This is a genomic window from Ruminococcus sp. 1001713B170207_170306_F1 (genome assembly GCF_015668065.1).
GTDB classification, from domain to species: Bacteria; Bacillota; Clostridia; order Lachnospirales; family Lachnospiraceae; genus Blautia_A; species Blautia_A faecis.
This window is the reverse complement of the sequence record NZ_JADPEX010000008.1, coordinates 122,334-134,968: the sequence shown is the minus strand read 5'-3', so window position 1 is coordinate 134,968 and position 12,635 is coordinate 122,334. Positions and strand designations below refer to the sequence as shown.

Annotated in this window: 8 protein-coding genes; all 8 read right to left on the bottom strand. The window is 45.0% G+C overall.

Features of this window, described 5'->3' with window-relative positions; genetic code table 11:
- Positions 1 to 269 precede the first annotated feature (269 nt).
- The 8 genes from I4V84_RS07330 to I4V84_RS07295 all read right to left on the bottom strand — a co-directional run bounded on the left by I4V84_RS07330 (position 270) and on the right by I4V84_RS07295 (position 12,558).
- On the bottom strand, positions 270 to 2,093 hold the full coding sequence (locus I4V84_RS07330) for an ABC transporter ATP-binding protein (RefSeq protein ID WP_272113126.1): 1,824 nt from the start codon (positions 2,091 to 2,093) through the stop codon (positions 270 to 272).
- Positions 2,084 to 4,057, bottom strand: a complete 1,974-nt coding sequence (locus I4V84_RS19880) for an ABC transporter ATP-binding protein (RefSeq protein ID WP_243284049.1) — start codon at positions 4,055 to 4,057, stop codon at positions 2,084 to 2,086. The genes I4V84_RS07330 and I4V84_RS19880 overlap by 10 nt, the downstream gene beginning before the upstream one ends.
- Positions 4,058 to 4,100: 43 nt before the next feature.
- A complete protein-coding gene (locus I4V84_RS07320; RefSeq protein WP_195991498.1) occupies positions 4,101 to 5,807 on the bottom strand; it encodes a hypothetical protein in 1,707 nt (568 codons plus the stop codon).
- Positions 5,800 to 8,088, bottom strand: a complete 2,289-nt coding sequence (locus tag I4V84_RS07315) for a CDP-glycerol glycerophosphotransferase family protein (protein ID WP_195991497.1) — start codon at positions 8,086 to 8,088, stop codon at positions 5,800 to 5,802. Before I4V84_RS07315 ends, I4V84_RS07320 begins: the two co-directional genes overlap by 8 nt.
- 1 nt (position 8,089) lies before the next feature.
- A complete protein-coding gene (locus I4V84_RS07310) occupies positions 8,090 to 9,292 on the bottom strand; it encodes a glycosyltransferase (protein WP_195991496.1) in 1,203 nt (400 codons plus the stop codon).
- 84 nt (positions 9,293 to 9,376) lie between these two features.
- Positions 9,377 to 10,642: a CDP-glycerol glycerophosphotransferase family protein gene (locus I4V84_RS07305; protein ID WP_195991495.1), complete on the bottom strand. Its 1,266-nt coding sequence runs from the start codon at positions 10,640 to 10,642 to the stop codon at positions 9,377 to 9,379.
- Between the two features lie 67 nt (positions 10,643 to 10,709).
- A complete protein-coding gene (locus I4V84_RS07300) occupies positions 10,710 to 11,126 on the bottom strand; it encodes an adenylyltransferase/cytidyltransferase family protein (protein ID WP_118579597.1) in 417 nt (138 codons plus the stop codon).
- A 157-nt stretch (positions 11,127 to 11,283) separates the two neighbouring features.
- The gene (locus I4V84_RS07295; protein WP_195991494.1) at positions 11,284 to 12,558 is read right to left on the bottom strand and encodes a CDP-glycerol glycerophosphotransferase family protein; all 1,275 of its coding nucleotides are present in this window, start codon (positions 12,556 to 12,558) and stop codon (positions 11,284 to 11,286) included.
- Positions 12,559 to 12,635: the final 77 nt, after the last annotated feature.

Below are 12,635 nucleotides of genomic sequence, written 5' to 3'. Positions count from 1 at the left end.
GCTATTTAGTGTGTTGAAAGTTGTTCAAGGCGGACGCATTCGGACAATGGTGATTGCTCACTCGCCGGCGCAACGCTGCAGCGAACTAACTGCTAACTGCGACTAAATCGTTCAGGAGAGCGCTTACGGAGACTTATGCGTGAGGGCTCTCCCGAACGCATTAGTCGCAGTTAGCGATTAGTTCGCTGCAGCGTTGCGCCGGCGAGTGAGTAATACACATTGTCCAAATGCGTCCGCATTGAAGAACTTTTAATCAACTAAATAGTGACTTAGCTAAGTACCTTCCTGGACTCCTCATCCGCAAATTGCTGCCGTACCAACTGATAATAATATCCCTTTTTCTCCAGCAGCTCCTTATGTTTTCCCTGCTCCACAATCTTGCCATCCCGGACTACCAGAATCAGGTCGGCATTACGGATTGTAGATAATCTGTGAGCGATCAGGAAGGAAGTTCGCCCTTTCAGCAGTTTGTCTGTAGCCTGCTGGATCAGCTGCTCGGTTTTGGTGTCAATAGAGGAAGTTGCTTCGTCCAGAACGAAAATGGCGGGATCTGCCAGTACTGCGCGGGCAAAGGAAAGAAGCTGCTTTTCTCCGGTGGAGAGACGGTCGCCGCCTTCACCTACGTCACTGTCATAACCTTTGTCAAGCTTTTCGGCTACCTCATCGGCATGAACTGCCCTCGCAGCAGCCTTTACTTCTTCATCAGTGGCATCCAGTCTTCCATAACGGATATTCTCCATCACAGTCCCGGAGAACAGATGGGGATTCTGAAGCACATACCCGATGTTGCTGTGCAGCCACAACTGACTTCGCTCACGGTAATCTTTGTCGTCGATGAGGATTCTTCCCTTAGTGGGCTCAAAGAAACGGCAGGCCAGGTTCACCAGCGTACTTTTTCCTGCACCGGTCTCTCCGACGATTGCCACATTGGTACCAGCCGGAATTTTCAGGTTGAAGTTGCTGAGCACCTCTTCTTTTCCATCGGGATACTGGAATGAAACGTTTTCAAACTCAATGTCGCCTTTAATGGGTTCCCAGTTCTCCTTGTGGGGATCAAAGAAATCTCCATACTTTTCCAGAACCTCTGGGGAGTCTATCACCTGGGGCTTCTCTTCCAGAAGGGAGGTCACCCGCTCAATATTTGCCTGAGCAGAAATGCACTGGGACAAAATTCCTGCAAGCCTCTGAATTGGTTCAAAAATTCCAACTGCATATGCAGTAAATGCAGCAAGTGTTCCTATGTCCATACTTCCATTCAGAACCATAATGCCGCCACGCTCCAGTACAAGGGCAGTTGCCAGAGCTCCAAAGAAAACTACCAGCGGAATATAAATTGCATTTAATCTGGCAGCCTTGATAGACGCACTTCTCATCTCCTCAGTGACAGAGGCAAACTCCCGGAAGTTTTTCTCCTCCACAACCAGGGATTTCACAGTTTTCGCGCCCATAATTCCTTCGTTGTAGCCACTTGTGATCTTGGAATTAATTTTTCTCACCTGACGGTTCCATGTGAGGATCTTATTCTGGAAATACCAGGTAAGAACTGCAATAGCTGGAACGATCAGCATGATCACCAGAGCCAGTTTCCAGTTCAGAAACAGCATTGCCACAAACACACCCACTACATAAAAGATAGCCCACAGCATATCGATCACATCCCAGGCGATCAACTCTGTGATCCTGGCTACGTCGTTCATTACCCTGGACAGGATATATCCAACCGGAGTTGCATTGTAGTAGGAAAAAGACAGCTTCTGAAGATGAACAAACAATGCCCGTTTCATATCACGGCCTGTTTCCACATCAAGTGTCATGCAGCCTCTGGTGAAACAGATGACGGACCACATCTGAAAGACGATCACTGCAATATACAGCGCAATAAATCCTCCAAGTCCTGCCAGAGTATTTTTCTCGATAAAGGAATCAATGGCCTGTCGCTGAAATAACGGCATGATAATATCCACTACGGAGCAGAGAATATTCATCACAATTACCATAATCAGCACATTTTTCCGGGGTGCAAGGAAAGGGAAAACCTTTTTCCAGATGGAAATATCAATGGATTTTGTATATTCTTTTTCTTCTATCCGCACATTGCACCTCCTTCCATGAGACGGATGTCACTGTTCATCTGAATCTCATAAATGTCTTTGTATGGTCCCTCCTGGTGGATCAGTTCCTCATGGGTACCCATCTGCTGGATTTCTCCCTTGTCCATCACAATAATACAGTCAGCCTGCATAAGAGATGTGATCCGGTGGGAAATCATAATAACCGTTGCTTTCTCCATCTCTTTTTTCAGTTCTTTGCGGATCTTGTTGTCTGTCTCCGTATCTACTGCGGATAGGGAATCGTCAAATACCAGGATCGGAGCTTCTTTCATCAGCATTCTGGCAATTGCAACACGCTGCTTCTGTCCACCGGACAAAGTGACGCCACGCTCACCTACGATGGTGTCATATCCGTCTGTAAAATGAAGAATTGACTCATCTACACAGGCAATCTCCGCTGCATGGCGGATTTCTTCATCCAGAAGCTTCTCCTTTGTGATGCCAATATTCTCACGGATGGTTCTGGAGAAAAGGAACGGTTCCTGGAGTACCATGCCGATATTCTGGCGCAGGTACTGACGGTCAATGTCACGAATGTCTGTACCGCCAATGGTAATACTGCCGCAGTCTTCCGGCAGATCATATAAACGGTTCAGTAAATGGACCAGAGTTGATTTTCCACTTCCAGTTGTGCCAAGGATTGCAAAGGTGCTTCCGGATGGGATTGTAAAATTGATATTTTTCAGAACCGGGTGGTCTGGAGAATAACCGAAAGATACATCGCGGAAGCAGATATCGCCATCCATGGCAGTTTTCATTCCACTGACAGGTCCCAAAGTCTGCTTTTCTCCACAGCCTTTATTTTCGGAATCCTCACTCGTTTGCTCTGCTGTCCGCGCAGGAATCTTATAAGCCAGAGTTGCCTCACTCTGTCCTGCCTTCTTCTTTTTCGCAATATTCTCTGCATTTTCATTTCTGTCTGTAGACTTAGCTTCACACTTTACAGCAGCATCTTCTTCCTCAGCCTCCAGAATATAAGCCACACGTTCCATGGAAACCCCAGCCTTACTCATATCTGAAATAATCCTTCCCAGGCTTCGCACCGGCCAGGTCAGGGACGCATTATAGGAAATAAATGCCATAAACTCGCCCAATGTGATCTGTCCATTCACGGCAAAAACAACACCAGTCACCATAACCACCAGCACCTGCAGGTTGGTGATCAAATCTCCCGATGCCCAGTAAACGCTCATCAGTTTTCCAAGATATACCCATAAATTGGAGTAGGCATTATTTTTCTCATCAAACCGATCGATCTCATACTTTTCTCTACCAAAAGCACGCACTACACGAACTCCAGTCAGATTCTCCTGCACGGTACTGGAAAGTGCCCCCTCCGCCTCATCAGCATCCTGAAAACGTTTCCCGATCCTGGAATAGAAATAGCAGGAATAACCGATGATCACCGGGAAAAAAGCTGCCGCAGCCAGTGTGATCTGCACATTCATGGAAAACATGATTCCCAGATACAGTACGATCAGGAAACAGATTCGAAACACCTCCGGCAGCTGCCTGCACACAAAGTTACGGATCACTTCCACGTCAGAGGTACATCTCTGAATGATCTCCCCGGTCTGGTGCTTTACATGCCAGGAAAAAGGCAGATACTGGGTGTGGTGATACAAGGTGTCACGGATGGATTTCAGGAAATTCTCTGAGCCTTTTGCCAGGCACATTTTACTTAAGTAATTAAAAACTCCCGAAAGAACTGCCGAAGCAGCTACCAGAAGTGCTGCCAGAAGCAGTGTCTGCCGCACATTCAGACCATCCGGAATTCCATCCAGCACCAGAATATGGTCTGCTGTGTATTTCACGATCTGTGGGATCAACGCATTACATGCTGTAAACAACACCGAAAATAATAGCGTTCCCACAAAAAACCGGATATTTCCTTTCAGGAAACGGAAAATGATCCGGAATTTCCCGGTTTTATTCTTCGTATTCATACTTTCCCCCCATTTTATAGAAAAAGGACACTCCCTGAACGAATCAAGGAATGTCCTCCTTCACTCCAAAAGTTTTACATATTCTTTCCAATGCATCATATTCCAAGGCCTTGTTTCCTACATAACTCTCAAAGGCTCCAAAAAATTCCCAGGCCGCAGGCTGCAGATACAGTTCTTTTTTCACATATCCATCCAGGATCACTGCTTCTGGCAAAAGACTTTTATAGGCGGCGCTCTGTGCCCCCAGCACATAAATCCTGTGCTCCTTCGACAGCTGCTCCAAAGCTTTTTTCTGCTCTGCAGTTGGTGCAAGCTCACCATTTACCAGAATACTTCCCGGAACCGGCTTTTGTACCAGCTTCATGGAAATACGCTCTCCCTGCAGGTTCCATTTCCCACACACAAGGTATGTCTCACCATTGTAGGAAACCGTTTCCACCTGGTTCTCCTCTGGTCTGGCTGCAGCAAGTACCGGAAGGCGCATTATCCGAAGGCGGTTTTCCTTTCCGTAGTCTCCCAGCTGCTGGCAATCTGCCGGAGCATATATCCGGTCAAATACAGTAAGGGCTTTTCGCCATCTTGCCGGATATTTTTCATGGATGTAAAGCAGAAAATCAAGATCCACCAGAACTTTCATTTTCGCCGGTGCCTCTGCTGCCAGATAATATGGCAGATACCCTGTACTTCCAGCCATGATCACCACATCCCAGGAACTGCTGCCGAACAGCCTGCCCCACTCTCTTTGGGCAAGCATTCGCATATATCTTCGTATTTCCGGATTTTCCAGATAAAGAGCCGGATTTTTCTCAATCATACGGTAATTCAGGAAATCTTCCTCACTCAAAGTCATCCTTCCTGCGCCCATCACTTTTGGAAGCTCTTTTTCAAAGGCGAGAAATTCTTTCACATCTCCCCTGCTTCCAAGCCAGCCACTATAAATAACCGTATCATATTTTTCCCTGTCCATACTGTCTGCAAGCTTTCGGACAACAAGCTTAGCCTCCCGCTCGGCTTTCCAGCTGCTAAGGATCAGGACTTTCTTCCTTTCCTCCTGATTTCGAAGGGAGAAAAACTCCATTCCAGGCACTGCATTCTGCCTTCGGATACACTCCAGAAGACTGCCTCTGCCTTCTTTTAATCCTTCCTTTTTCTCTATGATCACTTTTCCATCATAGACTTTTCCCAGGGTGCATTTTTCCAGCCATGCTTCCTTCGCTTTGCTCTTAGACGGAGCGTAGATATAATCTGTTTTCAGAATCTCCCTTGCCGTAACTGAGAGAAATTCTGCAGTCTCCACAGACTTCCTATCATAAATTTCCAGCATGGGATTAAAATAAACCTGTGCTTCTTTTTTCACAAAAGAGCCTGGCAGAACCATATTACCGATAATGTAACCTGCCTGGGAAAGCGCCTCCAGATATTCACGACTTTCCTCTTTTACATAGTCCACACCTGTTTTTTTCACCAGATGAAAACCGCCTTTTATGCAGGCCGTAACACTCGCCTTCTCAGAGGAAACATAATTCTTCAGCGCATAGTCCAGCATTTCCAGAAGCAGGTCACTGCCAGGCTTTTTTTCATCTATAAGGAAGAAAAAATGGGAAGCATCCACCGGATTCCCGCATACCTCTGCGTAGGCATAGTTTTTGGAAAGTTCTTTCTTATTCTCATGAATGAATTTCAGAGCCTGACGTTTCACGCTCTCATAATCCTCCATATTATCTTTCAAAATCTTCTCTATCTCATTCATCTGAAGTCCTCTTACCTTCTATCAGCTCATCCAGCTTCTCACTCTGTTCCTGATTCCAGGACCTGGCCTGAAAGCTGTAAGGCATCTCTGTTGTGCAGTCTTCTGCCAGCAGCTTCATATTCATGGTTTTTGCAGCAAGGGTACCCAGGCTTTCTTCTTCCCCTTCCGGACAGATAAAATAATCGCACAGATTCATAAATGCAAAGGGTTTCTCAAGCCATCCGGTAAGGATCACCCTTCCCTCCAGGTGAAGATCTGAAACCATAGCTTTCAGCTTCTGATACCCTTTCCCTTTTCCGGTAATGTAAAGACAGGTATTTTTCTCCAGACGGCAAAAGGCTTTCAGAACGTTCTGGGCTTTCTGCTGGTACATACAGATATAATTGACTTTCTCTGTATCCGGTGCCGGAATGGCTTCCACGGTAATAACAGCTGGATTGTTTCCCTGGTATCTGGCAATAAAGTAGCTTTCTGTGGCAGATACGATTACCTGCTGGCCTGCCAGCTCCTTTGCAATCTGTTTTTCCCGGACAAAACGTGCATTGTATTGGAAAAACCGAACGCCATCCATCTCCTTTGCCACCACTGAAAACAGGCTCTTTTTCCCGGTAAGGTCAATTGCACAGTCGAATTTCGCCTCTCCAAACAGGCGCCTTGCCTCTCTCTTGTAAAAAGCATGTGGAATATCTTTTATTTTTCCCTTCAAAAACAGCTCATTCTGCGCGATTTCCTCCGCTTTTCCGTTAAAAGGCTGACCACGGTAAAGGATCCGAAGCCCGGCAGGAAGACCTATGATCTGTTCTTCTGCAAAATCGTCTCCACCACCGCACACAAGCAAGGTAACATCATATTTCTGAAAATCCAGGTTCTCTGCAAGTCCAAGAAATGCTTCGGTGTCATCCCCCTCAGAAAAATCACCGGCATACATCAAAAGCTTTTCCTTTGGCGGCTGCGCCTCATTCTGACAGAATATGCACCGGGAATCCTCTTTTCCGTGGAACACAATGTCTGCAAGGCGGCGGCAGACCTCTCCATCGTCTTGCGGACACGCCCAGGCTGCTTCCCTTTCGTAAACCTTCCGGTATGGCTCCATGGCTCTTTCGGCATCCTTCACATAAGCTCCAAGCTGCTCATAAGTTTCTGCAACAGGACCCGGCAGCTTATCAATTCCGAAGTATAAGCCTCTGTAATTTTTATATTCTGCAAGATCCGGGATAAAGAACAAAATGGGCTTTTTCGATACCAGATAGTCAAAATAAATACTGGAATAATCGGAAATCAGAACATCTGTAGCACGAAGAAGCTCATTGGTATCTACGGTTGCAGGAATATACTGGCCGGTTATCCCTACTGTGTCTTTAATGTGGTAGTATACAATCTGATGAGGCTTCACCAGCACCTGGTACTCCCTGGTATCCACATTCTCCTCGATAGTGCGGATCATCTTCTCATAGGCATCCAGGCTGGTATCAGGGCTGGAATACCTGCTGCCCTTCCAGGTAGGCGCATAAAGGATCAGCTTCTTCTTTGGATCTGCCTCCACGCCTGCCATCTGCAGCTTCTTAAATATGGCCTCCCGGTCTGTGTGAAAATAGCTGTCATTACGGGGCTGCCCGATTTCCAGGATTTTTCCGGGATAAAGATTTTTCATTTTGAACGCATTCTCATAAATCTCTGTCATAAAATGATTGGGCGCGATCAGATAGTCTGCTGCAAGGAAATTCCTTACTGTATTTCCTGCACTCACCTTGCCTGCCGGAATGTCAAATCCAATGGTTTTTAACGGGATTCCGTGCCAGGTATCCACAAAGATCTGCTCCTTACGTTTGGTAAAATATCCGGGAAAGCTTACATTATTGATCAGATATTTGGCTGTAGCCAGATATTCCCTGTATTCTACAGACTGGAATTTAATAAATTTCACATTTGGATCATCCCTGTAAAGTCCCATCCATGGTTCATTATCCGAAAAATCGTCAATGACCCAGACATGGAGATACTCCTGAAATTCTGTCTGGGTCAGCAAATACTTGAAAATGGCATGAGGGCTGCAGGTCATGCCTCTGCCCCCAAATGCCTCGTATAGTATACATTTTTCCTTTATGGGACTGTCAAGAAAATCCGCGTACTTCTCCCGAAGCTCCTCAGTAAGATTGTATTTTGCCTCATCCCTGGCTCTCTTTAAGGCCGCCTCAAAAGTGTCCTTTTCTTTACCGGAATTTTCATCCGGGCGGACCAGCTTTTTCACCAGCTTCTTCAGGTTGTTCACGGTGATCTTCATGTCACTTCCCCCTCTTCTTCGCAACTACACGTTCAAAAAGTCTGTCCCATTCTTTCACTGCCTTGTCGATAGAAAAATCATCAGACTTGGCAATGGCATTCGCAGACATCCGGACACGAAGCTCTTCGTCATGTGCCAGTTTCAGCATGGCCTGGGCAAATTTGTGGGGATCAAACGCTTCAGGAAGGAAACCGGTCTTTCCGTCATCAATGATCAGATCCATGGCGCCCATATGATAAGCGATCACCGGAAGGCCAAACTCAAAGGCTTCCATAATCACCATAGGCCAGCCTTCCCATCTGGATGGAAGAAGGAAAACAGAAGAATTCAGATAATACTTCTCAGGCTCATTGGTATATCCTACAAAATGGACTCGCTTCTCCAGATGACGCTTCTTCGCGTCTGCCCTGATCTGGTCAAAAAGATCTCCGTCTCCGATGATATCAAGCTCCCACTCCGAATCCTCTTTGCAGAACTCTTCAAAGGATTCCATCATCAGATCCAGTCCTTTGGCATATACGAAACGGGTCGCCATGAGAAAACGTTTGGATTTCACATCGCACTTCTTTTCACTGACAAAGCTTCTGGGATTGATTTTTACTTCACAATCTATTCCAAGCTTCTCCATATAATCGCGCTTATCATAATCACTCAACACAATGTAGCGGTCCAGATTTGGCAGATACTGCTGAAGAAGGTTCTCCTGCTGCCAGAAAACGACAGGCTTCACATGAAGATATCCGTCATAGCAGTTATGCTGCCACCCGATGGTTGCGGCTTTCAGCCGGGGTGCGATCATGGCAAGTCTCAGGCTTAGGGATGCTGTGGTAAGGATCACGTCATAATCCTGGGAATTAAAATATTCCACCCATTTCTCTCTTGTTTTTTTTGGAAAAATTGCTTCTGCAAGAATGGGATTCAGGCTTTTTTTATTAAACATACCAGATCTGTCATTGAGCTTCTTCACCAGATAGCGGGCGCAGAAAGCCGGGGTATGATGCTTATTCACGAACTGGCTGTTGTCAATGAAATCCACATTAATATCTTCACTTAAATGATACATGGTGCGGTCTTCACGAAAGCGGTCTTCATAAGTCATGATCGTCACTTCATGCTCTTTCACCAACTCATTTGCCAACAGGGAAACCACTCTCTTGGTTCCGCCCAGATCAAAGATTTTTGTTATCCAGATACATATTTTCATGTTATATACCACCCCTGCCGGGGCTTCCTCCTTTTGCGGGATAAATCCTGAAGCATGTAAAAAAGGGCTTTCGTATTTTCACTGTTATACCGTAATTTTGAAATAATCCAGAACACGTTTGCAGTAATTATCTGTTACATTATGAGTCTTTGCAAGAACCGCCTTCCGCTGATTCTCATAGTCGTCTTTTCCATTCCTGATATCCAGAACAAACTGTTCAAACTGCTGTACATTGTAAATGTGTTCCCCTGGCATGTATTCCAGTGGATCTTCAAATACCCATCCTCTGGACTCTGTATAGGCATCATAATCATCCAGGGTAAATCCCATAGGTCTGTTAAGAAGCAGATAATCAATTGCCACAGAGGAATAGTCAGAAACCAGGGCATCCGAACAGTTGATAAACTCATAAAGCTGCAAGCCATTGTCTTCCAGATCCTGATTTTCCAGGTAAACAATATTTGTCAGCACATTTTCTCCAAAGTCATATGGAATCTGGAGATAATGCTTCTTAATTACCACAAGTACATGATTATCACGACAGAAATTATTAAAAGCAAGAAGCCGCTCCTTATCGTCCAGGATCGGGATATTAAATTCATTGTTCAGCGTTTCCTCATTCAGTCTCTCGCTGCTTGCATGACGGTAGGTAGGCATCCACAGGATCAGCTTGTCACTGTCAGCTGCTTTCAGAAGCTTTTCCTTATATGCTCTTGCGGCGTTGCTTCCCTTCATCATCTGATCGTAACGGGGATAGCCAAGTGCAAGAAGCTTCCTGGAACTGCAGCCAAAGAACTCTTTCTTCGTCTCAATAAACACATCTCCTGGCACCAGACAGTAGTCGAAAAATACCTTGCGGTTGTTCTTGTTCGCCTTGTAGCCGCAGCCATGCCAGAGATTTACAAAAGTCTGACCCTTTCTTGCCATTCCGATCCAGTTAAACGCCTGGGTGTAAAAAATAAAGGCTGAGGTCAATGCATAGCGGTAAGCTGCTGCCCTGCGGATCGTCGTGTTCTTCTTGAAATTGCGAACAAACTTCACATTCTCCGCCTGGTATTTCTTATACTTCTCCGGCTCATGAACCAGCCAGACAAGCTCATATTTTTTATTATATCCATTTGCAACCATATAATCAAAAAGAGCCCGGCAATTGTCTGTAAAATCATCATTTGTCTCAAACAGGATTCTGTTTTTCACCATACGCGGGGGGAATTTACGAAGTCTTCTCACTTTCCAGCGGTCATATAAAGCATAAGTCACATAGCCTTTGAATGTGGTGAACAAAGGTCCTGCGCCCTGCTCTTTCAGGATTTTTGAAAATTTCTTTAGAATTCTCTGTGCTCTTTCCATGGATTTTACCTTTCTTAATATATTACAATCCAGAGCCTGTTTAAAAAAGGCTCTAAATCAGTCCGCATTAATACTCTTTCAGTTTCTCACGAAGCATTGTAGAAGAAGTATCTTTGGTGTAGGGAAGATAAACCAGCCTGGCTCCCAGGGCTTCCATCTCTTTCCCGGTGCGCTCCCAGCGCTCATTTCCCTTCCAGTCATCTCCGATATAAATTTCATCGAAACGGATCTTATCCCAGATTTCTTTTTTATCAAGGGTATTCGTGATGATCACCTCGTCCACATATTTAATAGACCGGACGATCTCAGCCCGCTCTTCCAATGGCACGATAGGTCTTTTATTCTTATAGCTTTCCACAAGCTCATCTGTATTTACGCCTACGATCAGATAATCACATCTTCTCTTAGCATTTTTGATCAGGTTCAGATGACCGATATGAAACATATCGTAAGTTCCCTGTGTGTATCCGATTACCTTTCCCATTTATCCCTCTCCTGTATCTGTTTTTTTCGAAAAAATAATCATAGCACATTGTTTTCTAAATAACTATACCACTCACTTGTCTGTGAATCCGATTGATATAATTATTTACGAAATGATGTACTAGAACCTTTTTGGATGGGTAACTTCTGCTTTTATTTTACTTTATATTCAAATACTCTGCAAGTGCCTCGCAGTAACCTGACTTCTTTGGCATAGTGTGCATTGTAGGCAATAATCTTCTTCTCTCTTCTTTAAAAGGATCCTCTCCCACTGCAATATGGGAAAAATAGTCCTTCAGATCCTCTAAATTGTAAATCTTCTCACCTGGCATATATGCTTCCGGATTTTCAAATACAAATCCTCTTGTATTTCGATAGCTTTCCAGGTCTGTGAGCACATAGCCCAGAGGTCGGTCAAGAAGCATATAGTCTACTGCAATGGAGGAATAATCCGAAATCAGTCCATCCATAAGTCCCACCAGTTCATACAGCTGAATGCCCGATTTCTGAAGCATTTCTTCTGTCACATAACGGATATTGGTATACGCACCTTCATCCAGGGACCAGCCAGACTGAAGGGGATGTTTTTTGATGATCAGAAATATTCCGCATTCCCTTAAATGAACATCCAGTGCTTTCAGCTCCGCCTCGCTCTCCAATGCAGGAAGCTGAAAGGGAAGTTCAATTTCATTCTCTGCGCTGATCAGCACCTCACTTTTTCGGAAAGTAGGCATCCAGATCACGGTTTTCATATCCTTATGGGAAAAAAGCTTCTCCAGCGCCTCCCCACGGCTGACAGATGGATGGAGCATCCAGTCATATCTTGGATAGCCAAGGGCAAGAATCTTCTCTTTCTCACAGTTCCAGTAACGGGATTTTGTTTCCACAAACACAGGTCCCGGCACCATGGCATGGTCAAAATGCATCATGCTTTTTCCTTCTGGCGGCTTGTTGTCTTTGGCTGCATCCTTATAGCCGCAGCCATGCCACATGTTCACTGTGGTCTGCCCTTTACAATGGTAAAAATTCAGGTAAGCTGTATTGTTTGTATAGAAAAAAAATCCTGCAACAGCACCATAATAATAAGAAAGGGGGCTGGACCAGCCATATTTATTCTCTGCCGTTACAAATTTAACATTCTTGCATTTCAGTTTCTTACATTTTTTCTTATCGGAAACCATCCAGATAATCTGATAGTTCTCATTTATTTTATTCTGAATCAGATATTCATAAAAGGCCCTGGGATTGTCTGTCATGTCCTGCATGGTACGGTTTTTCAGCACAATGCAGTTCTGACGGAGCTTCCCGTGATTCCCGAACCATTTTCCCACCATGGCAAGCTCCGCTTTTGAACAAAAGCGACCCAGATAATAAAGAACACTTCCAGCCAGACCCTCTTCTTTTATTTTCCTTTTAAGGGAATCCTTTGTCATCTCTTACCCTCGTTTCTATAATTTGCCTAACAAAAATTACGATACACCAGAGCCTGTATGAAAAAGGCTTTCTGCAA

What these genes read in the sequence shown, in the direction of transcription:
- I4V84_RS19880 (WP_243284049.1), bottom strand. Translation starts at nt 4,057, where the DNA reads ATGAATACGAAGAATAAAACCGGGAAATTCCGGATCATTTTCCGTTTC.
- I4V84_RS07320 (WP_195991498.1), bottom strand. Translation starts at nt 5,807, where the DNA reads ATGAATGAGATAGAGAAGATTTTGAAAGATAATATGGAGGATTATGAG.
- I4V84_RS07315 (WP_195991497.1), bottom strand. Translation starts at nt 8,088, where the DNA reads ATGAAGATCACCGTGAACAACCTGAAGAAGCTGGTGAAAAAGCTGGTC.
- I4V84_RS07310 (WP_195991496.1), bottom strand. Translation starts at nt 9,292, where the DNA reads ATGAAAATATGTATCTGGATAACAAAAATCTTTGATCTGGGCGGAACC.
- I4V84_RS07305 (WP_195991495.1), bottom strand. Translation starts at nt 10,642, where the DNA reads ATGGAAAGAGCACAGAGAATTCTAAAGAAATTTTCAAAAATCCTGAAA.
- I4V84_RS07300 (WP_118579597.1), bottom strand. Translation starts at nt 11,126, where the DNA reads ATGGGAAAGGTAATCGGATACACACAGGGAACTTACGATATGTTTCAT.
- I4V84_RS07295 (WP_195991494.1), bottom strand. Translation starts at nt 12,558, where the DNA reads ATGACAAAGGATTCCCTTAAAAGGAAAATAAAAGAAGAGGGTCTGGCT.